The following is a 21,937-nucleotide window of genomic DNA, read 5'->3' as shown; positions in this document are numbered from 1 at the left end:
GGTTCCCCGAGGGGGGAACGATGACGGTTCGACGGATCGCGGGAGCGGCTGCCGCTTCCGCGCTGGTGCTCGCGCTCGCGGGATGCGCGCTCTTCGGCGGTGGAGGCCCGGCTGCGAAACCGACGCGCACCGCCACGCCGACGCCGACGGCGACCGCTGCGCCGGCCGATGCCACCCGCACGACCGGGACAGCCACCCCGTCCGCCAGCCCGACCCCGCCACCACCGCCGCCCACCCTGACGCCGGTGCCCCAGGGAACGGTGGTCGCCGAGGGCGACGTCGCGTCGCCGAAGGGCAGCATCCACTACCACTACCGGGTCGTCGCGAATGGCGACAACACGTACACCGCGCAGTTCACACGCTTCACCTCGACGGTGCCGGTGCCGATCTCGGCGACGTTCCTCGAGATCGCGCCGAGCGTCGGCGACGGTCTCACCTACCACGGCGTCGGCGACCACCAGCTCGGCGGTCCGACCACCAGCCCGGCGTCCTCGTCGGGGACGCTCGGCACCGAGAGCCAGCCCTCGTACCTCGCGGCGCTCGTCACCTACTCCTCCGCGCCGTCCGCGACCGGTGTCCCCGTGGAGCTCGGCCCGGGCAAGGTGCTCGCGGTGGACACCGTGCACTGGTCGGTGCCGGTGCGGCAGTCAAACGTCCATCCGGTCGATCACGGGGCCGCCGCGAACGCCGGCGGCACGGTCACGGCGACCACGGCCTCCGGCGCGCCGAAGCGGTACAAGGTCGCGCCGGGCGACACCACGGACGCCGTCGCCCAGCGCTTCGGGATCACGGTGCAGGACCTGATCTGGCTGAACGCGGAGAACGGCACCCTCGGCGCCGGCCAGACCCTTTACGCGACAACGCTCCTGAACCTCGACCCCGACAGCCTCTGAGCGACAGCCGCCGAGGGCGGCGCTCGTCAGCGGGTGAGCTCGGCGAGGAGGATGCGGTCGGCGCCGGAGGTCCACCAGGCGTGCCGCGCGACGGCGAAGCCGGCGGGCGCGACGGCCGCCGCCAGCAGCTCCGGGGTCTCGAACAGGTCGTGGCGGGTCGGATAGGCGGGCGGTTGAGCGGCCCCGTGGCCTCCGCCGTGCGCGGCCGGGTCCATCCTGCCGAAGGTGGCGGTGACGGCCCGCCCGCCCGGCCGCAGCACCCGCGCCCACTCGGCGATCGCGGCGGCGGGGTCGGGGAACAGGTGCATCCCGGTGACGCAGATCACCACGTCGACGGTCGCGTCCAGGATCGGCAGCGCGGTGGCGTCCGCCTCGATGAACGCGGCCTCGGGCAGCCGCTCGCGGGCGACGGCGAGCATCCCGGGCGACAGGTCGACACCGGTGAGCCGGGCGCCCGCGCGCGCATCGCGCAGCGACCGCAGCACGAGTCCGGTCCCGGTCGCGACGTCGAGCACGTCGGACCCGGGCCGCACCTCGGCGAACGCGGCGACCTCGGCCGCGAGCGCGCGGTGCATGGCGCTGTCGTCGTACTCGCCTGCGCGCTCGTCGAAACGGGCGCGGACGGCGCGGAGGTGCTCGTCGGTCATGCTGGCAGCGTAGCGCCGTGCGCGTCAGCGGGCGCCGTGCTCGTCAGCGGATGAAGGACGCGTCCGGTCCCGACTCCCCCGTGTTCTCGCGCGGCTGGTCGCGCAGCTCGCTGAGCTCGGCGACCGCGCTCTCGATCGCGTCGAGCGCGAGCCGAACGGGCTCCGTCCAGCCACCGGGGGTCGCCGCCGCGGCCGCGAGGGCCGCCCTCGCCTCGCGGATCGCCGTCTCCGCCGTCTCCAGGTTGTCCATCTCCGACGCGCATCCCTCCCGGCGGGCCGTGCGGCCGCCACCCGGCCATCGTCCCACCGGGAGGGCGCGAGCGTCAGGGTCAGCGAAGGGCGGCGACCGCTACCTTCGTGGCCTCGGCGAGAAGCGCGTTGTCCGGAGCGGCGTCCGGCTGGCCCTTCCTGGACATCGTGACGATCACGATCGGCGCGCGTCCCGTCGGGTAGACCACGGCGATGTCATCGCGGACGCCGTACTCGCCGGTGCCGGTCTTGTCGGCGACGGGCCAGGCGGGGTCGACCCCGGCGCGGATGGTGGTGTCGCCGGTCGTGCAGTCGAGCATGGTGTTGCGCAGCAGGGTGCGGTCGGCGACGTCGAGGGACGTGCCGAGCAGCACCTTTCGCAGGTCGGCGGCGAACTGGACCGGGGTCGTCGTGTCGCGCGGATCCGCCGGCGTCGCCTCGTTGAGGTCCGGCTCCACCCGGTCGACGTTCGTCGTGCGGTCGCCGATGCCCCGCAGCCAGCGCTCGACCGCGTCCGGTCCACCCAGCCGGGCGACCAGGAGGTTCGCGGCGGTGTTGTCGCTGAACCGCAGCATGGCGTCGATCAGCTCGCGCACCGTCATCCCGGTGTCCACGAACCTGCTGGTGATCGGCGCGTAGGCGAGCAGGTCGGCCGCCGTGTAGTGCACGACGACGTCCAGGTCGGCGGCGCTCGACGCCTGGAGCGTCGCCGCGGCGATGAACGTCTTGTTCGAGGAGGCGAACGGGAAGCGCTCCCCGCCCCGGTACGACACGATCCGGCCCGTGCGGGTGTCGATCGCGGCGACGCCCAGAGTCGCGCCGTGGCTGCGCTCCAGCCCGGCGAAGACGTGTTGCGCCGCGGCTCCCGCATCCGAGCGGCCCGCGGAGGCGGCCGAGGCCGAGGCGTGCGGCGACGGCGACGCCGGGGACGCGCCGACGCCGGAGATCGCGACGGCCGCGGCGACCGCCGTGCCGCCGATGACGGAGAGGAATCTCGTTCGAATGTCCATGACGGCAGCCTCACCCGGGCCGGCGATCCTGTCGAAGACCGGATCGCGCGGACCCATGCTCATCCGGCATGGATCTAGAGTGGCCGGATGGATGTGATCGCCGCCTGCCGGGTGCTCGTCGAAGTGGGCGAGCGTGGGAGCGTGACCGGAGCGGCAGCGTCGCTGCGGGTCGCGCAGTCTGTCGCAAGCCGTCGCATCCTCGCGCTCGAACGCCACCTCGGGGGCGCACTGCTGGAGCGCACCGCGCGCAGCGCCGTCCTCACCCCGTTCGCGCGCGACCTGCTGCCGTCCGCGCGCCGGCTGGTGCGCCTCGCGGACGAGCTCGAGCTGGACGCCGAACGCGCCCGGCTGCGGCCGGTCACCGTCGCCGTGCCGATGGGATGCGCGACCCGCGACCTCGCCGTTGTGGACGCAGCCGGCCGGGCCGCGGGGATCCGCCTCGACTTCGTTGCGGCGCCGCCCGCCCGGCGTGCGGAACTGGCGGCGGCGAACGGCGTGCGCGTCACGGTGGCGAGCGTGCCGCCGGCCGACGGCGTCTGGGCGGCTGAGCTCGGAGCGGCGGGTCGCCGCGCGACCGGCGCCACGCTTCGGATCGGTTCGCTGCGCCGCGGGCGCACGGGTCGCGCCCGCGACGGCGACGCCGGCGCCCGCCTGCGGATCGGACCGGAGGACGACGTGCCGCACGTACGCGACGTGCTGCAGCGCGCGGGCTACGCGGCCGGCCTGCTCCCCGGTCAGCTTCCCGTCGACGACTCCACCACCGCGGCCCTCGCCGCCGTACTCGCCGACGGCGACCTGCTGCTCTGCTCCGAGGCGGAGGCGAGCGAGCTCGGGCTGCACTGGCGTCCCTTCACGGGTCTCGACCTCGCCCGCGGGTACACCGTCACCGGTCAGAGCGAGCACGACGTGGCGGCGGTGCGCTCCGCCGTCGGAGACGAGCTCGCCGCCGCATTCGGCGCGCACCCGAGCGGCCGGCCGCTCGCGGACGACGAGGTGCACGATGAGTGACGCCCGCTTCCTCGACGACGTCAGGACGGAACTCGCGCAGGCCGGCCTGCGCGCCTCCCTGCTGGTGCGCGACCTGGGCTCCGGGCGCGAGCTCGCGCTGGATGCGGACACGCCCACCCCCGCGGCCTCTCTCGCGAAGCTGCCCATCGCGCTCGCGGTCCTCACCCGCATCGCGGACGGACGCCTGGACGGCGCCGAACCGGTGACCGTTCCGGCCGGGGACCCCGGGGAAGGGCTGCCAGGCACGACGCGCTTCCGGCATCCCTCGGTGATCTCGATCGACGATCTCGTCTCGCTCGCCCTCTCGATCAGCGACAACGGCGCGGCGGACGCCCTGCTGCGCATCGTGCCGCCCGCCGAGGTGACGGCGGACCTCGACGCCATCGGCGTGCACGGCATCGCCGTGCGGCATCCCTTCGCCGACCTCTCCGACACCCCGCTCGAGCATCTGGCGCCGGAGGACGCGCACCTGGCGCACACGCTCGCGATCCGCGGGAGCACCCCGGCGAGCGGCCATCCGGTGCGGCAGCTCGACGTCGCGCGGACCAACACCGGCACAGCGAGGGCGTTCGCAGGGCTGCTGGATGCGGTCTGGCACGACCGCGGGGTCGCGCCGGAGGCCGCGGCGCGGCTGCGCGACGACCTGCGCCGGAGCCTCATCCGGCACCGGCTCGCGCCCGACCTCAGCGCGGACGACGCCGTCTGGGCGTCCAAGACCGGCACGCTGCTGAACCTGCGTCACGAGGCCGGCGTCGTGGAGCACGCCGACGGCGCCCGGATCGCCGTGGTGGCGATGAGCACATCGTCGGTCCCCGCGTCGACCCAGCCCGCGGCCGAGGCCGCACTGGGGGCCGCGGCCCGCGCGCTGCACGACCGGATCCGCGCGGGCAACTGAGGCGACGACCGGCCTGCGACGCGGACGGCGGAGGACGCGGCCGGGGCAAGCGGCCGCGTCCTCGACGGATCGGTGCGTCAGACGACGAGGGATGCGGCCTCCGCCGCCGCCTCCCCGGTCACGATCGGCGCCAGGTCGACCTCGCGGCCGTTGATACGGAACGCGTAGCGCCCGGTCTGCTCGATCACGGCCGTCTCCTCCATGTACGCGCGCAGCTCGTCCCGTTCCGCGGGGGTGAGCCAGGCGAGCGGATCGGACGTCGACCGGAACTCGAGGATGGCGGCGGTGTCGCGCAGCGCCTGCCGCTCCCCGTCGTTCAGCAGGTTGCGCGCGCTGCGGAAGTAGACGGCGTCCGGGTCCACCTCGTAGAGGCGCTTCATCCACGCCCGGTTGATGGACGAGACGATCGAGTTGCGTGCGCCGACGCCGGACGGGTCGCCGACGCGCTCGGCGTTGTCCCAGAACGCGCCGACGTCCGGTCCCACCCGTGCGCCGTCGAAGACGCCGACCGACGGGATCATCGGGACGCCGCAGCCGAGCAGGTAGACCGAGTCGCCGACCACCGTGCGGATGTGTTCGACGGCATCCCGGTACGCGGTCTCGCGGTGAACGTCCCTGCTCCGGTTGCCGGTGATCGCGCCCGCGTACATGAAGTCGAGCTTGAGGTAGCGGAAGCCCCAGCCGACGACGCGTTCGAACACCTCGCGCAGGTGGTCCCTGACCTCGGGCTGTGTGGTGTCGAGCGAGTAGTAGTGGGAACCCCAGTTGTAGCCGCTGACCAGTGGACGGCCGTCGTCGTCCTGCACGAGCAGGTCCGGGCGGGTGCGCGCGATGGTGGAGCCGGGGAGGGCGATCATCGGTGCGAGCCAGAGTCCGGGCCGGAACCCGGCGTCGGCGATGGTGCGGGCGGTCGCCGCCATCCCGGACGGGAAGTCGGGGCCGGCCTCCCAGTCGCCGACGATCGGCTCCCAGCCGTCGTCGAGCTGGAAGACGTCGAACGGGTAGCCGCGCAGATCGCTCACCGTGCGGGCGACGAGGTCCTCGTCGATGTCCTCGAAGAACGAGTACCAGCTGCTCCACACGGCGCCCGCGCGCAGCGCCCGGCGGCCGAGCCGCTCGGAGACGAGGTCGGCGTAGCTCGCGAAGACCTCGCTCTCGGGCCCGTACCCGACGAACCACTCCGCGATGTCCGCCTCCGCACGACCCCAGAGGATGTTGCCGTCGGCGCCCACCCGTGGGCTGCCCAGGCCGAGCGCGCCGAGCAGCAGCACGTTGCCGTCCTCGCCGACGACCGCACCGACCGCGCTCCCCGAGTGCGCGTGCGGCGTCTCATTCGCGGCGTCGTCCGCGGTCAGCAGGCGCCGCGGGCTGTCCTTGATGCCGATGGTGTCGCCGTCGGTCCGCGCCCAGCCGGAGGGGCTCCACGAATTCCAGCCGTGGCGGTAGAACTCGGTGTCGCCGAAGGGATGCAGGAGCGCAATCGGTCCCGCCGGCACGACGTGGCCGGCGGCAACCGGACGGGGCGTGCCGGAGACGTTGGCGGGGATGCGGACGGATCCGAAGTCGAAGGTGTGCAGCATGGCTGGCTTTCTGTGCGAGTGGTGCGGGGGCGGCGCGCGGCCGCCCCCGCGGGGTGAGCTACTTGAAGAGGGCGTTCACCTGATCGTTCGCCTTGGTCAGGGCCGTCTTGGCGTCCTTCTGACCGAGGGCGACGCTCTGGATGGCGTCCTGGACGATCTGGCTGATCTCGGTGCCGTGGTAGCTGATCGGGATGATGAACGTGCCGTCCTTCGCCTGCTGCTCGTCGAGGAAGACCTTCGCGTTCAGGCCCTCCTTCTCGCGCACCTCGGCCGACTTCTCGGACGCGGTCTTGATCGCGGGGAAGACGACGCCGGTCTCGGCGACCGCGTTCTGGCAATCGGCGGAGGCGAGGTACTTGACCCACTCCCACGCCTGGTCCTTGTGCTTGCTGCCCGCGTAGATCGCGTCGGAGAGGCCGTTGATGGCGGACTTGCGACCCTCGGGCCCGATCGGCAGCGGCGCGAAGCCGAACTGGTCGGTCTTGCCCTTGTATGCGGCGAGGTTGAACGAGCCGAGCGTCGTCAGCGCGCCGCCGCCGTTGTCGAGGACCTCGGAGCGGGCCAGCGTCGACTGCACGTCGAGCTTGGGCGCGTATCCCTTCTTCGAGAGGTCGGCGAGCCACTGCACGGTGTCGGTGAGCTTCGTCTGGTCGTAGTTGAACTTCGTGCCGAACGGGTTCTTGTCCGCGTAGGTCCACCCGTTGGAGGCGGCGAGGTTGCCCCAGCCGTTCTGACCCTGCGAGCCGTCCGCCCACTCGGGGAGGAAGCCGAACGTCTTCACGTTGTTCTTGTCGAAGGCGGGGTCGAGGCCGTTGTGGCCGTTCTTGTCGACGGTCAGCGTGGCGATGAGCTGCTCGAAGCTGCCGCCGTCCTTCGGGTTCCAGGTGAGGTCGGCCAGGGACGCCTCGTCCACACCGGCGGCCTTCAGGTCGGCCTTGTTGTAGACCAGGCCCATGGTGTCCCAGTCCTTCGGCAGGCCGTAGCGGGCGTCGTCCACCTTCCACAGGTCGGCGAGGCCGTCGACGTACTGGCCGAGGTCGATCTTGTCCTTCTTCACGTAGGGCTCGATGTCGACGATCTGCTTGTCCTGCACGAACTGCGGGTAGTACGAGACCTGGTCGACCCAGACGTCGGGAGCGCTGCCCGCGGCGATCTGCGTGGAGAGGTTGGTCCAGTACTGGCCCCAGGCGCTCTGCTCGATCTAGATGGTGATGTTGGGATTGGCCTTGTGGAAGTCGGCCGCGCACTGCTGGTAGGCCGGCACCTGGGTGTCGTCCCACATCCAGTACTGCAGGGTCACCTTCTCGTCCGAGCCGGAGCCGGACCCGTTCGACGAGCAGGCCGTGACACCGGCCAGCAGCGCTGCGGCGGCGGCGACGGCGACGACGCGACGGAGCTTTGTCATGTTGTTCTCTCTCTGTGTTGGGTGGTGCGGAAGGGGATGGATCACTTGATTCCGGTGAAGTTCAGCGACTCGACGATGCGCCGGCCGAGGAAGATCAGCAGGACGAGCACGGGGATGACCGAGAGGGTCGACCCCGCCATCAGCCCGGTCCAGTCGGGCTGGGTGTTCGGCGACTGCTGGAGGTAGACGCCGAGGGCGACGGTCATGGTGCGCACGCTTTCGTCGCGGCCGATGAGGAGGGGCCAGAGGTAGTCCTTCCAGGCCCAGACCACGGTGATGAGGCCGATCGTGATGAGCGGTCCGCGGCTCATCGGGAGCGCGACCCGCCAGAACACCCGGATCTTGCCGGCGCCGTCGAGCATCGCGGCTTCCTCGACGTCCACGGGGATGTTGAGGAAGAACTGGCGCAGGAAGAACAGTGCGAACGGGGTCATCAGCAGGCTCGGGGCGACCATGCCCCAGATGGTGTTGAGCAGGCCGAAGTCGCGCACGAGCACGAAGTTCGGCAGCAGCGTGAAGATGCCGGGCACCATCAGGGCGGCGATCAGGATGCTGAACAGCAGGTTGCGGCCGGGGAAGCGCAGCCGCGCGAACGCGTACCCGCCCATCGCGCAGAACAGCGTCTGGAAGAAGCCGATCAGCGCGCAGTACACGATCGAGTTCCAGAGGTAGAGCACGAAGTTGATCGACGCTCCGGATCCTCCCGCCGCCTGGTCCTGCTCCGGGGTGAGGAAGCCGAGCACGCGGGCGAAGTTGATCAGCGTCGGGCTGCCGGGGAAGAACGAGCCGGAGTCCCTGATCACGTCGGCCGCGGGCGTGAGCGCGGTCTTCAGCATCCAGTAGAAGGGGAACAGCGTGAGGATGAGGGATGCGATGAGCACGATCCAGCCGAGGATGCGTCCGACCGACGGCCGGCGGCGGATGCGTGCGGCGGTCCGGGCGGGCGCCGGCTGATCGGCGGCTGGGGCGGGCGCGGGGATGGCGGGCGTTGTCGTCGTCATGAGGTCGTCCTATGCGAGCTGGGATTCGGAGGCGCGGAGGAGCCGCAGCTGGACGGCGGTGAGAACGCCGAGGATCACGACGAGGACGATGGCCATCGTCGCGGCGTAGCCCATGTGGAAGAAGGTGAACGCCTGTTGGTAGATGTAGTAGTAGATGACCCTGGTGGCGTTGACCGGTCCGCCCTTGGTGGTCACGGCGACGGTGTCGAAGATCTGGAACGAGCCGATCAGGGAGACGACGAGCACCAGCGCCATCACCGGCCGCAGCAGCGGGAGCGTGATGCGGGTGAAGAGCCGCCACTCCCCCGCGCCGTCGAGGGAGGCGCTCTCGTACAGGTCGCCGGGGATCTGCAGCATCCCCGCGTAGAACAGCAGGGCCGTGTAGCCGGTGAACGCCCAGGTGTTCACGATCGAGATGGTCGGGATGGCGAGGGACGGACTCGTGAAGAAGCCGACGGCAGGCAGCCCCATCGAGGTGATCAGGTGGTTCACGAAGCCGAGGTTGGTGTCGAGCAGCCAGAGCCAGATGAGGCCGACCGTCACGTTCGGCACCAGCCACGGCAGCAGCAGCGTGGTGCGCAGCATCACCGACCGCGTGAGCCGGTGCATCAGGGCCGCGAGCAGCAGCGCGAGCACGGTCTGGGTCGTGACGTTGACGACGACGTAGTAGAGGGTGACGCCCATCGAGTTCCAGAACTCGCCGTCCGCGAAGACGGCCGCGTAGTTCTTCACGCCGACGAACTCCGGGTCGCCGAGAAGCGAGTAGTCGGTGAAGGACCACCAGAATCCGCGGATCGTCGGGTAGAGATAGAAGACCGCGAACCCGATCAGGACAGGGGCGATGAAGAACACGGCGACCTTGCGATCGTCGCGCCGCCGGCGCGCACCGGCCTTCGGCGTGCGTCCGCGCGCCGTCGCTCTCGGCAGAAGGGCTGTCATGTGAACCTCTCAGCGCCGGGACAGCGGGGACCGTCGTTGGCGCACTATCGAATCGCTGGGCTCGCGTGTGGAGCGCGGGCCGTGAGGCGCTCCGCCGAGATACAGTCGGTAGGAGCGGGTTAATTATGCAACTTGCCGATATAAACCGCAACCGTTAGGACAGACATGCCACAAGAGGCGCTCATCCAGGGCTCGCCAGGAGCGGTGGGAAGCCGCTCGCTGCTGCGCCGGATGAACTCCTGGGGGATCCTCCGCGCCGTGATGGAGAAGCCGCAGACCATGCGCGACCTCGCCGCCGACTCCGGGCTCTCCCGCACCGCCATCGACGCGATCGTCACCGACCTGGTGGAGCTCGGCTGGCTGGAGCCCGCCGAGAGCGCGCCCGCCGGGCGGCTGGGCAGGCCGGCGGCGAGCTTCCGCGTCGCGCCGGGGCTCGGGCGGTTCCTCTCGGTGGACATCGGCGCCAACCACATCTACGCGGTGGTCACCGACCTCACGGGCGAGGTGCTCGGGCACCTCACCTCCGCCACGGACGAATCCATCCCGGCGGAGGAGCGGATCGAGGCTGCCCTCGGGGTCAGCGACGAGCTGCTCCACTCGCTCGGGCTGGACCGGTCGGCGGTGTGGGCGCTCACCGTCGGCTCCCCCGGTGCGATCAGCACCGGCGGCGAGGTGCTGCACTTCGGCGGCACCGGCATGCCCGGCTGGATCGGACTCGACCTGCGCGCGCGCTTCCGCCGCGAGTTCGACGCAGCGGTGCTGGTGGAGGGGGATGTGGCGCTTGGCGCGCACGCCGAGCTCACGATCGGCGCGGCGCGCGGACGCACCGACGTCGTCTACATCCTCTGCGGCGCCCGCACGAGCGGCGCCTCCATCGTCGGCGGCCGGGTGCACCGCGGTGTGCACGGCGCCGCCGGCATCGTCGGCGAGCTGCCCGAGCTGCGCTGGGTCGAGCTGAACGAGCGCTACGGCAGCTCGGTGCTCGCATCCCCGCGCCCGAGCCGGCAGGAGATCTTCGACGCGGCGCGGGCGGGCGACCCGGCCGCGGTCGCCGCGATGGAGGAGTTCGCCGACGACCTCGCGACCGGCGCGGCCGCCATGACGCTCGCCATCGACCCCGAGCTGCTCGTGGTCGGCGGCGGCTCCTCCCCCTTCGCCGACGTCTTCCTGCCCCGGTTCCAGGAGTCGCTGCGCGAGCGCGTTCCGCTCGCGCCCGAGGTGCTGGTCTCGACGCTCGGCTCGGAGGCGGTGGCGATGGGCGGCGTGAGCCTTGCCTCCCAGCACCTGGACGCCGTGCTGGAGAGCGCGGTCCGCGCCAGGGACGCGTTCCCGAGCCCGGCCGAGTCGCTGGACCTGCTGCGCGCCGCGGGCTGAGCGCTGCGCGGCGCTACGGCTCGCGGCGACGGGCGGCGAGCCAGAGCACGTCGCGGCCGAAGGACTCCACGAGCAGCGCGAGCGCCGCGGCGACGAGCACGGCGGCGAGCGCAGGGACGAGGCCGGTCGCGGCGAACGTGAGCGCGATGCCGGCGACCGCCGTCACCACCTTGCGCCAGTACCGGTACGGCAGCGTCCTGCGCATCCACGGCCACACCCACGCGGCGGCGACGAAGGCGTAGCGCAGCAGGCCGATCGCGAGCACCCACGGGCCGAACGCCTGGGCGACGTAGACGCCCAGGACCAGCAGCAGGAACGCATCCACCTCCATGTCGAAGCGCGCGCCGAGCTCGCTCGTCGTGCCGGTCCGGCGGGCGATCCAACCGTCCACCGCGTCGAGAGCGAGCGCAGGGACGGCAAGTCCGACCAGGAGCGGCACGGGGATCTCGCCCGACCAGGACGCGACGACGAGCCCCGTGATCAGGCCGACGATCGTCGACCGCATCGATGTGACCGCGTTCGCGGGGCCGAACCGCTCCGAGCGGTGCCGGCGCAACCCCTCCACGAGGAGGGCGTTCGAGACCAGGAGGTAGCCGAGCGCGGCCAGGGCGCCGAGCGGGGACAGCCGGTCGGTCTGCCACTGCAGTGCGAGCGCGCCGGCGAGCAGCACCAGCGCTCCGAACGCGGCACCGGCGCCCGCCCAGCCGACGGCCTCGAGTTGAACCCTTTTCATCCGCACCTCGTGTCTCGGTTACGTGCACCGGCCTTAACACGCCGCGCACGCACCGATGGTTCATTCCCGAGGAGGTGGGATGTGATCGACGCCACCGCGTTCTGGCTGGAGCGCCCCGGCACCGGCGCCCTGCGGACGCAGCCCGTCGCGCCTCCCGGGCCGGACGAAGTGCTTGTGCGGACGCTGTTCACCGGCGTCAGCCGCGGGACGGAGGCGACGGTGTTCGGCGGCCGCGTTCCGGCCGGCGAGCACGAGCGGATGCGCGCCCCGTTCCAGGAGGGCGACTTCCCGGCACCCGTGAAGTACGGCTACCTGAACGTCGGGGTGGTCGAGGACGGACCGGCGGGCCTCGTGGGGAGCACGGTGTTCACGCTGTATCCGCACCAATCGGCGTTCGTCGTGCCCGCGTCGGCGGTCGTCCCCGTCCCCGACGGCGTCCCGGCCCGGCGCGCGGTGCTCGCCGGGGCGGTGGAGACCGCGGTCAACATCCTCTGGGACGCCGGGCCGCTGCTCGGCGACCGCATCGCCGTGATCGGGGCGGGGATGATCGGCTGCGGCGTCGCGCGCCTGGCGCAGGCGATCCCGGGCACGGAGGTCACGCTCGTCGACACCGACCCGGGGCGCCGCTCTGTCGCGGACCGGCTCGGCGCCTCCTTCGCGCTGCCGCAGGACGCTCCGCGCGACCGCGACATCGTCATCCACACCAGCGGGTCGGAGGCCGGCCTCCGGCTGGCGCTCGAAACCGTCGCCACCGACGGTGAGGTGATCGAGGCCGGCTGGTTCGGCGACCGCCCCGTGACGCTGCCGCTCGGGGCCGACTTCCACTCCCGGCGTCTGACGATCCGGGCGAGCCAGGTGGGCGCGGTCTCGGCCCGGCGCCGGGATCGGCGGAGCACCACCGACCGGCTTGCGCTGGCGCTCGACCTGCTGCGCGATCCGGCCTTCGATGCCCTGCTCGGCGGGTCGTCCTCCTGGCGGGAGCTGCCGGAGGTGCTGGCCAGGCTCGCCGCGGAGCCGGCCGGAGAGCTCTGCCGCACGATCGACTGGAGGGACGCCTGATGCCGTACACGGTCACGGTCCGCGACCACATGATGGTCGCGCACAGCTTCACCGGCGAGGTCTTCGGGCCGGCGCAGCGGCTGCACGGCGCGACGTTCGTCGTCGACGCCGCGTTCGGCGCCGACGAGCTGGATGCCGGCGGCGTCGTCGTCGACATCGGGCGTGCCGCCGCGGCGCTCGCGGAGGTCACCGGCGCGCTCACGTACCGCAACCTCGACGAGGACCCTGCCTTCGCCGGGGTGAACACCACGACCGAGCTGCTCTGCAGGGTCGTGGCCGACCGGCTCGCCGACGCGGTGGCCGGCGGTGCGCTCGGACCGGCGCCCGCGCTGACCACGATCACCGTCACCCTGCACGAGTCACACATCGCGTGGGCGAGCTACTCGAGGCCGCTGTGAGCGCGCCGCTCGTGTTCGCCGTGCCCCGCGCCGTGGACGATCCGGAGCGGGTCAGCGGAGGGAATGTGTACGACCGCCGGGTGCGGGACGCGCTGCGGGCGGCGGGGCGCGAGGTCCGCATGCTGCTCGTCGCCGACGAGCCGGGCGCGCTGGCGGTCGCCCTCCGCGGCCTGGCGGACGGAGCGCTGCTGCTGGCCGACGGGCTGCTGGTGTCGCGGGAGCCGGGCGCGGTCGTCGCGGAGGCGCATCGGCTGCGCATCGTGATCCTCGCCCACATGGTCGAGCCGGACCCGGACGAGCCGCGCCTCGCCGCGTTCCGTGCGGCCCTGCTGATCGTCGCGACGAGCGAGTGGACGCGCACCGAGCTGGCGGCGCAGGGCGCGGCCGACGCCGCCCGCGTCGTGGTCGCGCATCCCGGCGCCGACCCTGCGCCCGTGACCGCGGCATCCGAGGACGGCGGCCGCCTCCTCTGCGTCGCCGTCGTCGCACCGCACAAGGGCCAGGACCTGCTCGTGCGGGCGCTCGCGGGATTCGCCGACCGGCCGGGCTGGACCTGCACCGTCGCCGGGTCGCTGCGGGCCGACCCCGGGTTCGCCGAGGCCCTGGGATCGGTGGTGGATGCGGCCGGCCTCGCCGACCGGATCGGCTTCCCCGGCGTCCTCGACGGCCGGGCGCTGGAGGATGCGTACGCGCACGCCGACCTGCTCGTCCAGCCGTCGCGCAGCGAGAGCTACGGGATGGCGATCGCCGAGGCGCTCGCGCACGGCGTCCCGGTGCTGGCGACCGCGGTCGGCGGCATCGGGGAGGCGATCCCGGTCCGGGACGCGGCGATGCTCGTGCCGCCGGACGACCCGTGGGCGCTGCACGTGGTCCTGCAGCAGTGGTGGGCCGACCCGGCGAGGCGTGCGGCGGCGAAGGCCGCCGCACTCGCCGCGCGGAGCATCGGCAGGTCGTGGGCCGGCACCGCGGCCGTGATCGAGGCGGCGCTGGCCGAGGCCGAGCGCGCGCCCGCTCCGCTGCGGACGGGAGCCGCGTCGTGAGCGCCGAACTGAGCGCCGACGTGGATGCGGTGCTACGGGTCAGCGACGACTGGCTGTCGCTCCGTGAGGCGGAGGACGCCAGGGCCCGCTCGGGGAGGCTGGCCCGGGCCGTTCCCGCCCTGCTCCCGGACGGCCCGATCACGGTCCACGACCTCGGCAGCGGGACCGGCTCGATGATGCGCTGGCTGGCCCCGGAGCTGCCCGGCCCGCAGACCTGGGTGCTGCACGACTGGAACGCGGAGCTGACGGCCCTCGCGTCCCGGGCCGCGCCTCCGGCCGACGCGGACGGGACGCCGGTGACGGTCCGCTCGCGGGTCGGCCGCCTCGACCGGCTGACGGCCGGCGACCTGGCCGGAGCATCGCTGGTGACGGCGTCCGCCCTGCTCGACGTGCTCACCGCCCGCGAGGCGCACGCGATCGTGGAGGCCTGCGTCGGCGCGGGCGCGCCCGGCCTGTTCTCACTGAGCGTGACCGGGGACGTGGAGCTGCACCCCTGGGACGCACGGGACATCCGGGTGACGCGCGCCTTCAACGCCCACCAGCGTCGGGAGGTCCGCGGCCGCAGGCTGCTCGGCCGGTACGGCGGGCCGATCGTCCGCGGGCTCTTCGAGCGGGCCGGCTACCGGGTGCGGACGGCACTCACCACCTGGCGGCTGGACGCCGGCGACCCGCGGCTGCTGGCCGAGTGGTTCGACGGCTGGCTGGGGGCGGCCGAGGAGCAGACGCCCGGCCTGCGCGACGAGCTCGAGGACTACCGAGCGCTCCGCGGTCGCCAGCAGCGGCGCGGCGAGCTCTCCGCCGTCGTCTACCACCTCGACGTGCTGGCGTGGCCGCGATGACGCTCCGGCTCGGCGCGGCAACGGCGCGCGACATCCCGGCGCGGGCGGCTGTTCCCGGGCTGCACCGCCTCGTCGCCGCGCGCTGGTTCCGGCCGACGGTCCGGGGCGTGGCCGGAGCGGTCGTGCTCGTCGCGATCGTCGCGCAGGTGGGCGCCGGCCCGTTCCTGCGCGGGCTCGCCGGGATGGACGGCGCTGTCCTCGCCGCGGCGGTCGCGCTCTCCGCGGTCGCAACGGCGGCCGCCGCCTGGCGGTGGCGCGCGATCGCGGCGCGGCTCGGTGCTCCGATCGCCTGGCGGGAGGCGGTCGGGATGTACTACCGGTCGCAGTTCCTCAACACCGTCCTTCCGGGCGGCGTGCTCGGGGACGTGCACCGCGCGGTCGACCACGGCCGGGGCGGAGCGCGAGCCGCGGCAGCGCGGGCTGTCGTGCTCGAGCGCTCGGTCGGCCAGGTCGTCCAACTCGGGATCGCGGCCGCGGTGCTGCTGGCGGCGGGCGTTGGTCTCGCGGGCGCGCTGCTGCCCGTCGTCGTGCTCGGGACGGCGGTCGTGGTCATGGCCGCGGCGGTCGGCGTGGCGTGGCTGGCGAGCGGACGGGTGCGCCTCGTCCTGAACCGCGAGGCCGCGGAACTCCGCACCGCCCTCGGAGCGCCCGGGGTGTGCGCGCAGGCCGTCGCCGCATCCGTCGTGGTGTGCGCCTGCCACATCGGCACGTTCACCATCGCGGCGGCGGCGGTCGGGGCGAGCGCGCCGCCGCTCGGGATGCTCTCCCTCGCCGTCCTCGCCCTGCTCGCCGCGTCCATCCCGCTGAACGTCGGCGGCTGGGGTCCACGGGAGGGTGCGGCCGGCTGGGCGTTCGCCGCCGCGGGCCTCGGCGCGGGCACCGGGGTGGCCGCGGCCACCCTGTTCGGCGTGCTCGCGCTGCTGTCCGTGGCCCCCGGTGCCCTCGTCGCGACGGTCGCCGCGGTCCGGAGGCGCAGGACGTGACCGCGACCGCGAACCCGTACGTGACCGTCAGCTGCGCGATGTCGCTCGACGGCTATCTCGACAGCGCCCGGCCGCCCCGGCTGATGCTCTCGAACACCGCCGATCTGGACCGTGTGGACGATACCCGCGCGCGCAACGACGTCATCCTCGTCGGCGCACGCACGATCCGCCTGGACGACCCCCGCCTCGTCGTGCGGAGCGCCAGACGGCAGGCGAGACGCACGGCGACCGGACTGACCCCGTCCCCGTGGAAGGCGACGGTGACCGCGTCGGGCGAACTCGATCCCGGGGCGGCGTTCTTCACCGCCGGCGACGCCGAGAAGCTGGTGTACTGCCCCCGCGACGCGGGCGGCCGCATCCGCCGTCGCCTCGGGTCGGCCGCGACCGTCGTTCCCCTGGCCGAGGAGGTGCGCATGACCGACCTGGTCGCCGACCTCGGCAGGCGGGGAGCCCGCCGGCTCATGGTGGAGGGAGGCGGCACGACGCTGACCCAGTTCCTGGCGGCGGGGCTCGTCGACGAGCTGCACGTGTGCGTCGCGCCGTTCTTCGTGGGCGACGGACGTGCGCCCCGCTTCGTCGGCGACGCGGCCTTCCCGTGGACGGAGAAGCACCCCGCGCGGCTCGTGGAGGCGCTCCCGATCGGCGACGTGGTGCTCCTGCGGTACGCCCTCTCCGAGCGGTTCGAGGGACGGCCATGAGCACGACGACGCCTGGACGACACCTGCGCACCGCCACCGGGACCGCCCTGACCGCGCTGTCCGCCTTCGTGGTGTGCCTCGCGGCGCTGGCGCCGGGCCTGGTCGCCTCCGGTTCCGCGCTCGCACTGCTGCGCATCCCGCTGGAGGCGGTGCTTGCCGTGGTGCTCCTCGTGCTGCTCCCCTGGCGCTGGACGCGTCGGGCCCTCGCCGCACTCGTCGCGCTGCTCATCGTCGCTGCCACCCTCGCCGCCGCTCTCGACCGCGTGTTCCAGTCGACGGTCGGCAAGCCGTTCGACATCGCGACCGGCTGGCCGGAGCTCGTCGACGGCTACGGGGTCGTGCAGGATTCCGCCGGTGCGGTCGGCGCGCTCGCCCTCCTGATCCTCTTCGTCGTCGCCGTGGTCGCCGCCGTCGTCGCGGTCTCGGCGGCGCTGCTGCGGCTCGCGCGCATCCTCACGCCCCGGCGTCGTCCGGCCCTGCTCGCGGCGTCCGCGGTCACGGCAGGGTGGCTTGTCGTCGCGCTCATCGGCGTCCAGATGGTTCCGGGGGAACCGGTCGCGGCGGCGGACGTCGGCGCCGCCGCCGCGTCCCGCGCCGACCAGGTCGTGGTCGCGGTCGGTGCCCGGGCGGCCCTCGCGCGACAGGCCGCGAGCGACCCCGCCGCGCGCATCCCCGACGCCGACCTGCTCACCGGGCTGAAGGGCAAGGACGTCGTCATCGCGTTCATCGAGAGCTACGGCCGGGTCGCGGTGCAGGGCAGCACGTTCTCCCCCGGCGTCGACGCGGTGCTCCGCTCCGGCACCGCGCGGCTGGCCGCGCACGGCTACCAGGAGCGCAGCGCCTTCCTCACCTCGCCGACGTTCGGCGGGATCAGCTGGCTCGCCCACTCGACGCTGCAGTCCGGGCTCTGGATCGACTCGCAGGCGAGCTACGACCAGGTGACCTCGGGATCCCGGTTCACGCTCGCCTCCGCCTTCCGGAAGGCGGGCTGGCGGACGGTCAGCGATGTCCCGTCCGACTCGAGGCCGTGGCCGGTCGGCTCCTCGTTCTACCACTACGAGAGCCAGCTGAACGGGACGAACGTCGGTTACCGGGGCCCGCGGTTCAGCTACGCCCGCATTCCGGACCAGTACACCTGGGCATACTTCCAGCAGCATGAGCTCGCGGGGCCGCACCGGCCGGTGATGGCCGAGATCGATTTCGTCTCCTCGCACACCCCGTGGACGCCGCTGCCGAGCCTGGTCCCGTGGAACGCGATCGGCGACGGCTCGGTGTACGACCCGCAGCCGGCGGCCGGGCTGCCGCCGAGCGTGGTGTGGCAGGACCCGCACCACGTGCAGCAGCTCTACGGCGAATCCATCCAATATTCCTTGAACAGCATGTTCTCGTTCCTCACCACCGTGGACGACCCGGACCTGGTGGTCGTCGTGCTCGGCGACCACCAGCCGGCTGCGGTCGTCAGCGGAGCGGGTGCCGACCACGACGTCCCGATCAGCATCATCGCCAAGGACCCTGCGGTCATCGACCGGGTCTCCTCGTGGTCGTGGCAGCCGGGCATGCTGCCCGCACCGGACGCGCCGGTGTGGCGGATGGATGCGTTCCGCGACCGGTTCCTCTCGGCGTTCGGGACGCGGAAGTGAACCGTTCCGGGTCGCCGTTACGTGTTCCCACTGTGGCCTTCCGACCGGGAGGCCCGAACCGGAAGGCAGGTGCTCCCATGACCGACAGCCGCCAGGGACCCCTCCTGGTCCTGCGCATCCTCAGCGCGCTCATCCTGCTGGCGATCGGCGGGATCCATCTCTTCCTGATCTTCGACGGCGTCGGCGGGTTGCTGGGGACCATGTTCGTGCTCAACGGCATCGCGGGCATCGTGCTCGCGGTCGCCATCCTGGTCACCCGTGGGGCGCTGTTGCGGATCGTCACGATCCTGAGCCTGCTCTTCGTGATCGCCAGCCTGGCCGCGATCCTGCTGGCACTGACCGTCGGCCTCTTCGGCATCACCGAGGTGTGGAGCTTCACGCTCGTGCCCGAGACGGTGATCATCGAGGCGATCGGCGTCGTGGTGCTGGCCATCACCTCCGGCCTCGCGTTCCGGCGCCCGCGGGCGGTGGGCAGCGCGGCCTGAGCGCGGGCGCGCTCAGCCGTCGCTGCGGGCACCGCGCCGGTTCGGCTCCTCCACCTCCGCCGCGTCGATGAACGTGCGCGCCACGAGGTCGCCCTCCTCGTCCGTCGCCCAGACCATAAGTCGGCCACCGAGCGGTGCGGCGGGGACGGTGAGCTCCAGGCCCGCGGAGAGTTCGAACGGGTTCACCGCGATGCGCGGCGTCGACGACTGCGGTTGCGCACGCGCGGCCACCGCCGCCTGACCGTCCGCCGGCGCGCCCGCCCTGAGCCATGCCGCGTGCAGGCGCACGGTCGCCGGCGACGTGCCGTGATGCGAGACGTGCGCCACGAGCGGGAACGGCTCGGCGGGAGGCAGAATGTCGGCCCCCGCGCGAAGCGGGATCAGGTCGACCACGATCACGGTGTCGGCGTTCACGTCCGCGGGCACGAGCCCGCCCCACTCCTTCGCGCGGCGATCGGCGGTGAGCAGTCCCGCGGCCTCGTGCTCGACGTCGGCGAACTCGGTGTAGACGTACCCGGCGAACCGGTCGTGGCGGCGCAGCTCCTGCGTCTCCCAGCGCAGATGCCAGGCGCGCTCGAGGCTGGTGAACCCCTCGCCGTACTCGCTGTTGAGGATGGGGACGCCCGAGCGCGGGAACGCGTCCGAGGCGTAGTAGGACTTGTCGACGACGAAGTCGGGACCGAGCCGGACGGGGAACTCGTCTTGCGTCCCCTCCGCCATGGCGGCGACCGCACGCTTCCACTCGGCGAGATCGGGCTCGTAGTAGTGCCAGTCCACCAGGTCGGTGCGCACGTGCGACCAGCCCGAGTTCTCCACGATCGGCCGCGTGTCGTCGAGGGCGCGCATCGTCTCGTAGGCGTGTTCTGCGGCGCGAGCGCGCGCGTCGCTGCCGGGGATGTCCCAGTCGAGCCCCCACTCCTCGTTGTACAGACCCCAGATCACGATCGAGGGGTGGTTGCCGTCGCGCTCGACCAGGGCTGGCAGCTGCGCCTCGAACGCGGCGGCGGCCTCCGCGGAGAACCGGCTCGGGCAGGCCGGCTCCGCCCAGACGAGCATGCCGGTGCGGTCGGCTTCGTGCAGCCAGATCGGCTCCTCGTACTTGAGGTGCTTCCGCACGAGCGTGTAGCCGAGGTCGCGGGCCAGGGCGATGTCGTGCCGCAGGGCGTCGGCGTCCGGGGCGGTGAGGCCGGTCTCCGGCCAGTAGCCCTGATCCAGGACACCGCGCAGATAGAGTCGCTCGCCGTTGAGGAAGAGCTGCTCCCCGCGCGCCTGGATGCTCCGGAGGCCCGACGTCACGATGACCGTGTCGGCGCTCTCGCCCTCACCGACCGTCACCTCCACCCGGTAGAGATGCGGATCGGCCGGCGACCAGAGCCGTGGAGCATCGATCTCGATGCGCCCGGCCGCGCGCCCCGTCGGATCGGTACGGAGCTCGACCGTCTCACCGGTGCCGAGCACGCGAGCCACGACGACCGCGTCGGCAGGCGTGTCGCCGGCTGCCTCCACCACGACATCGAACCCGGTGAGGCTGTCGCCGCGGAGGGCAACCGCGCGCGCGTAGGTGCGCCCGCGGGCCTCCAGCCACACGGTCTGCCAGATGCCCGAGGTCGGGGTGAAGGAGACGCCGTCGTAGTCGTCCCGCGGGATCGACCGCTGCTTGCCGTGCGGGATGGCGCGCTTGTCGGCCGGCGCCTCCACCTCCACGGTCAGCTCTGAGAGGATGCCGGGGACCACGAAGTCGGTGACATCGAACTCGAACGATTCGTAGCCTCCCGTGTGCTCACCGACCAGGCTGCCGTCGATGCGGACGACGGCGCGGTGATGCACGGCGCCGAAGCACAGGACGACGCGCGATCCCTCCCACTCCATCGGGACGCTCAGCTCCCGCCGGTACACACCGCGCTCCAGCCACGCCCGATTCACTCCGGACGCCGTGGTCTCCCACGCGAACGGCACCGTGATCGTGGAGTCGGCGTCCTCGGCTTCGAAGTGCCAGGTGCCGTTGAGGTTGAGCCAGCGGGCGGAGCGGTCGAGGTCCGGGCGCGGATACTCCGGTCGCGGCTGCTCCGAGGCCGCCGTCCCTGCGGTGGCGACGGAGTCGGTCGTGGAGAGTGTCATGGTTAGCCTTTCACGCTGCCGGCGAGGATGCCGTTGATGAAGTGACGCTGGAGAACGATGAAGAGCACCAGCAGTGGGATGAGGGCGATCGAGCTCGCGGCGAGCAGTTCGCCGGTCACCGTGGCGTAGTCCGCCCCGATCCTGTTGCCCGTGATGTTCTGCGCCAGGGTCGAGAGCACGACCTGGAGGGTGGCCATACGGTCGGAGCTCGCCGCGACCACCGGCCAGACGAAGTCGTTGTAGATGTTCATGATGGTCAGCACGGCCAGGCCGGCCAGCCCCGGGCGGATGACCGGGACCACAACGCGCCAGAAGATGCCAAACTCACCGCACCCGTCGACACGGGCGGCGTCGAGCAGCTCATCCGGAACGGCGGCGATGACCTGACGCATCCAGAAGATCGCGAACGCGTCCACCGACCCCGGGAGGATGAGCGCCTGGTAGGTGTTCACCCAGCCGAACGTCTTCATCTCCAGAAGGAGCGGGATGATGAGCACGATCGTGGGGAGCATAAGCGTGACGAGCACGGTCCCGAAGATCAGGTTCTTGCCGACGAAGTCGTACTTGGCGAACGCGTAGGCCGCCAGCGGGGCGAAGAACAGGGTGATCGCACCCTTGACCACCAGCACGATCGCCGTGTTGAGGAAGCCCTGCGCGATCGGCACATCGTGGAACATCGCCGTGAAGTTGGCGAGTGTGAAGGTCGACGGGTCGAAGCCGAGCGGGTCGCGGATGATGTCGTTCGCCGGCTTGAACGCCGAGACGATCGCCCACGCGACCGGCGCCAGGAAGGCGACGAGCAGGAGAATCAGGAAGGCCTGCGTGCCGATCCGCGGGCGCGTGCGGCGCGGCCTGCGCACCGGGCCGGCCGCATCCGGTCGTCCGGCCGCTGCGGTCCCGGCGGAGTCGGCAGGGCCCTCGAGGACGGTGGAGGTGGCCATGA

At 72.5% G+C, this 21,937-nt stretch carries 23 protein-coding genes; 12 read left to right on the top strand and 11 right to left on the bottom strand.

What is annotated here, in order from left to right:
- Positions 1-20 precede the first annotated feature (20 nt).
- Positions 21-893, top strand: a complete 873-nt coding sequence (locus AAME72_RS09530) for a LysM domain-containing protein (protein ID WP_348790005.1) — start codon at positions 21-23, stop codon at positions 891-893.
- 26 nt (positions 894-919) lie between these two features.
- Here the strand turns inward: AAME72_RS09530 and AAME72_RS09525 are convergent, their stop codons facing one another.
- The 3 genes from AAME72_RS09525 to bla all read right to left on the bottom strand — a co-directional run bounded on the left by AAME72_RS09525 (position 920) and on the right by bla (position 2,799).
- On the bottom strand, positions 920-1,540 hold the full coding sequence (locus AAME72_RS09525; protein ID WP_348790004.1) for a methyltransferase domain-containing protein: 621 nt from the start codon (positions 1,538-1,540) through the stop codon (positions 920-922).
- Positions 1,541-1,583: 43 nt separating this feature from the next.
- Positions 1,584-1,790, bottom strand: coding sequence for a hypothetical protein (locus AAME72_RS09520; RefSeq protein WP_348790003.1), 207 nt, complete (start codon positions 1,788-1,790; stop codon positions 1,584-1,586).
- 79 nt (positions 1,791-1,869) lie between these two features.
- A complete protein-coding gene (gene bla, locus AAME72_RS09515) occupies positions 1,870-2,799 on the bottom strand; it encodes a class A beta-lactamase (RefSeq protein WP_348790002.1) in 930 nt (309 codons plus the stop codon).
- 87 nt (positions 2,800-2,886) lie between these two features.
- Here bla and AAME72_RS09510 point away from each other — a divergent pair, with 87 nt between their 5' ends.
- Together AAME72_RS09510 and AAME72_RS09505 are read left to right on the top strand one after the other, a co-directional pair.
- Complete coding sequence (locus tag AAME72_RS09510; RefSeq protein ID WP_348790001.1) at positions 2,887-3,807, top strand: LysR family transcriptional regulator; 921 nt, start codon at positions 2,887-2,889, stop codon at positions 3,805-3,807.
- Positions 3,800-4,702 carry a serine hydrolase gene (locus tag AAME72_RS09505; protein ID WP_348790000.1) on the top strand — a complete coding sequence of 301 codons (903 nt, stop codon included), beginning with the start codon at positions 3,800-3,802 and terminating at the stop codon, positions 4,700-4,702. Before AAME72_RS09510 ends, AAME72_RS09505 begins: the two co-directional genes overlap by 8 nt.
- 77 nt (positions 4,703-4,779) lie before the next feature.
- Here the strand turns inward: AAME72_RS09505 and AAME72_RS09500 are convergent, their stop codons facing one another.
- Genes AAME72_RS09500 through AAME72_RS09480 form a run of 5 tightly spaced genes read right to left on the bottom strand, consistent with a single transcriptional unit; the run spans position 4,780 to position 9,627 of the window.
- Complete coding sequence (locus AAME72_RS09500; protein WP_348789999.1) at positions 4,780-6,282, bottom strand: glycoside hydrolase family 36 protein; 1,503 nt, start codon at positions 6,280-6,282, stop codon at positions 4,780-4,782.
- Between the two features lie 58 nt (positions 6,283-6,340).
- Positions 6,341-7,483: a sugar ABC transporter substrate-binding protein gene (locus AAME72_RS09495; protein WP_348790109.1), complete on the bottom strand. Its 1,143-nt coding sequence runs from the start codon at positions 7,481-7,483 to the stop codon at positions 6,341-6,343.
- Positions 7,484-7,687: a hypothetical protein gene (locus tag AAME72_RS09490; RefSeq protein WP_348789998.1), complete on the bottom strand. Its 204-nt coding sequence runs from the start codon at positions 7,685-7,687 to the stop codon at positions 7,484-7,486.
- A 41-nt stretch (positions 7,688-7,728) separates the two neighbouring features.
- On the bottom strand, positions 7,729-8,688 hold the full coding sequence (locus AAME72_RS09485) for a carbohydrate ABC transporter permease (protein ID WP_348789997.1): 960 nt from the start codon (positions 8,686-8,688) through the stop codon (positions 7,729-7,731).
- Between the two features lie 9 nt (positions 8,689-8,697).
- Positions 8,698-9,627 (bottom strand): sugar ABC transporter permease, encoded by a 930-nt coding sequence (locus AAME72_RS09480; protein ID WP_348789996.1) that lies wholly within the window; start codon positions 9,625-9,627, stop codon positions 8,698-8,700.
- A gap of 165 nt (positions 9,628-9,792) precedes the next feature.
- Between AAME72_RS09480 and AAME72_RS09475 the strand changes: the two genes are divergently transcribed.
- Positions 9,793-11,001, top strand: a complete 1,209-nt coding sequence (locus AAME72_RS09475; protein WP_348789995.1) for an ROK family transcriptional regulator — start codon at positions 9,793-9,795, stop codon at positions 10,999-11,001.
- A 13-nt stretch (positions 11,002-11,014) separates the two neighbouring features.
- On the opposite strand, the gene AAME72_RS09470 is transcribed toward AAME72_RS09475, so the two are convergent.
- On the bottom strand, positions 11,015-11,734 hold the full coding sequence (locus tag AAME72_RS09470) for a CDP-alcohol phosphatidyltransferase family protein (RefSeq protein ID WP_348789994.1): 720 nt from the start codon (positions 11,732-11,734) through the stop codon (positions 11,015-11,017).
- Positions 11,735-11,815: 81 nt separating this feature from the next.
- On the opposite strand from AAME72_RS09470, the gene AAME72_RS09465 reads away from it, so the two are divergent.
- From AAME72_RS09465 to AAME72_RS09430, 8 genes are all read left to right on the top strand, one after another.
- On the top strand, positions 11,816-12,793 hold the full coding sequence (locus tag AAME72_RS09465) for a zinc-binding alcohol dehydrogenase (RefSeq protein WP_348789993.1): 978 nt from the start codon (positions 11,816-11,818) through the stop codon (positions 12,791-12,793).
- On the top strand, positions 12,793-13,191 hold the full coding sequence (locus AAME72_RS09460; RefSeq protein ID WP_348789992.1) for a 6-carboxytetrahydropterin synthase: 399 nt from the start codon (positions 12,793-12,795) through the stop codon (positions 13,189-13,191). The genes AAME72_RS09465 and AAME72_RS09460 overlap by 1 nt, the downstream gene beginning before the upstream one ends.
- Positions 13,188-14,231, top strand: a complete 1,044-nt coding sequence (locus tag AAME72_RS09455; protein ID WP_348789991.1) for a glycosyltransferase family 4 protein — start codon at positions 13,188-13,190, stop codon at positions 14,229-14,231. Before AAME72_RS09460 ends, AAME72_RS09455 begins: the two co-directional genes overlap by 4 nt.
- Positions 14,228-15,070, top strand: coding sequence for an SAM-dependent methyltransferase (locus AAME72_RS09450; RefSeq protein WP_348789990.1), 843 nt, complete (start codon positions 14,228-14,230; stop codon positions 15,068-15,070). Before AAME72_RS09455 ends, AAME72_RS09450 begins: the two co-directional genes overlap by 4 nt.
- A complete protein-coding gene (locus AAME72_RS09445; protein WP_348789989.1) occupies positions 15,067-16,053 on the top strand; it encodes a lysylphosphatidylglycerol synthase domain-containing protein in 987 nt (328 codons plus the stop codon). Before AAME72_RS09450 ends, AAME72_RS09445 begins: the two co-directional genes overlap by 4 nt.
- Positions 16,050-16,751, top strand: coding sequence for a dihydrofolate reductase family protein (locus AAME72_RS09440; RefSeq protein ID WP_348789988.1), 702 nt, complete (start codon positions 16,050-16,052; stop codon positions 16,749-16,751). The genes AAME72_RS09445 and AAME72_RS09440 overlap by 4 nt, the downstream gene beginning before the upstream one ends.
- On the top strand, positions 16,748-18,391 hold the full coding sequence (locus AAME72_RS09435; protein WP_348789987.1) for a CDP-alcohol phosphatidyltransferase: 1,644 nt from the start codon (positions 16,748-16,750) through the stop codon (positions 18,389-18,391). Before AAME72_RS09440 ends, AAME72_RS09435 begins: the two co-directional genes overlap by 4 nt.
- Positions 18,392-18,468: 77 nt before the next feature.
- A complete protein-coding gene (locus AAME72_RS09430) occupies positions 18,469-18,876 on the top strand; it encodes a hypothetical protein (protein WP_348789986.1) in 408 nt (135 codons plus the stop codon).
- Between the two features lie 12 nt (positions 18,877-18,888).
- Here AAME72_RS09430 and AAME72_RS09425 read toward each other — a convergent pair whose 3' ends face one another.
- Positions 18,889-20,994 carry a glycoside hydrolase family 2 TIM barrel-domain containing protein gene (locus AAME72_RS09425; RefSeq protein WP_348789985.1) on the bottom strand — a complete coding sequence of 702 codons (2,106 nt, stop codon included), beginning with the start codon at positions 20,992-20,994 and terminating at the stop codon, positions 18,889-18,891.
- Between the two features lie 2 nt (positions 20,995-20,996).
- Entirely contained in the window at positions 20,997-21,935 is a 939-nt protein-coding gene (locus AAME72_RS09420; RefSeq protein ID WP_348789984.1) for a carbohydrate ABC transporter permease, read from the bottom strand.
- Between the last annotated feature and the right edge of the window lie 2 nt (positions 21,936-21,937).

It is taken from the genome of Leifsonia sp. NPDC080035, from assembly GCF_040050925.1.
Taxonomy (GTDB): domain Bacteria; phylum Actinomycetota; class Actinomycetes; order Actinomycetales; family Microbacteriaceae; genus Leifsonia.
The sequence above is the reverse complement of the archived record's forward strand: the minus strand, read 5'-3'. Positions and strand labels throughout refer to the sequence as shown.

What these genes read in the sequence shown, in the direction of transcription:
- AAME72_RS09530 (WP_348790005.1), top strand. Translation starts at nt 21, where the DNA reads ATGACGGTTCGACGGATCGCGGGAGCGGCTGCCGCTTCCGCGCTGGTG.
- AAME72_RS09525 (WP_348790004.1), bottom strand. Translation starts at nt 1,540, where the DNA reads ATGACCGACGAGCACCTCCGCGCCGTCCGCGCCCGTTTCGACGAGCGC.
- AAME72_RS09520 (WP_348790003.1), bottom strand. Translation starts at nt 1,790, where the DNA reads ATGGACAACCTGGAGACGGCGGAGACGGCGATCCGCGAGGCGAGGGCG.
- bla (WP_348790002.1), bottom strand. Translation starts at nt 2,799, where the DNA reads ATGGACATTCGAACGAGATTCCTCTCCGTCATCGGCGGCACGGCGGTC.
- AAME72_RS09510 (WP_348790001.1), top strand. Translation starts at nt 2,887, where the DNA reads ATGGATGTGATCGCCGCCTGCCGGGTGCTCGTCGAAGTGGGCGAGCGT.
- AAME72_RS09505 (WP_348790000.1), top strand. Translation starts at nt 3,800, where the DNA reads ATGAGTGACGCCCGCTTCCTCGACGACGTCAGGACGGAACTCGCGCAG.
- AAME72_RS09500 (WP_348789999.1), bottom strand. Translation starts at nt 6,282, where the DNA reads ATGCTGCACACCTTCGACTTCGGATCCGTCCGCATCCCCGCCAACGTC.
- AAME72_RS09490 (WP_348789998.1), bottom strand. Translation starts at nt 7,687, where the DNA reads ATGACAAAGCTCCGTCGCGTCGTCGCCGTCGCCGCCGCCGCAGCGCTG.
- AAME72_RS09485 (WP_348789997.1), bottom strand. Translation starts at nt 8,688, where the DNA reads ATGACGACGACAACGCCCGCCATCCCCGCGCCCGCCCCAGCCGCCGAT.
- AAME72_RS09480 (WP_348789996.1), bottom strand. Translation starts at nt 9,627, where the DNA reads ATGACAGCCCTTCTGCCGAGAGCGACGGCGCGCGGACGCACGCCGAAG.
- AAME72_RS09475 (WP_348789995.1), top strand. Translation starts at nt 9,793, where the DNA reads ATGCCACAAGAGGCGCTCATCCAGGGCTCGCCAGGAGCGGTGGGAAGC.
- AAME72_RS09470 (WP_348789994.1), bottom strand. Translation starts at nt 11,734, where the DNA reads ATGAAAAGGGTTCAACTCGAGGCCGTCGGCTGGGCGGGCGCCGGTGCC.
- AAME72_RS09460 (WP_348789992.1), top strand. Translation starts at nt 12,793, where the DNA reads ATGCCGTACACGGTCACGGTCCGCGACCACATGATGGTCGCGCACAGC.
- AAME72_RS09445 (WP_348789989.1), top strand. Translation starts at nt 15,067, where the DNA reads ATGACGCTCCGGCTCGGCGCGGCAACGGCGCGCGACATCCCGGCGCGG.
- AAME72_RS09435 (WP_348789987.1), top strand. Translation starts at nt 16,748, where the DNA reads ATGAGCACGACGACGCCTGGACGACACCTGCGCACCGCCACCGGGACC.
- AAME72_RS09430 (WP_348789986.1), top strand. Translation starts at nt 18,469, where the DNA reads ATGACCGACAGCCGCCAGGGACCCCTCCTGGTCCTGCGCATCCTCAGC.
- AAME72_RS09425 (WP_348789985.1), bottom strand. Translation starts at nt 20,994, where the DNA reads ATGACACTCTCCACGACCGACTCCGTCGCCACCGCAGGGACGGCGGCC.
- AAME72_RS09420 (WP_348789984.1), bottom strand. Translation starts at nt 21,935, where the DNA reads ATGGCCACCTCCACCGTCCTCGAGGGCCCTGCCGACTCCGCCGGGACC.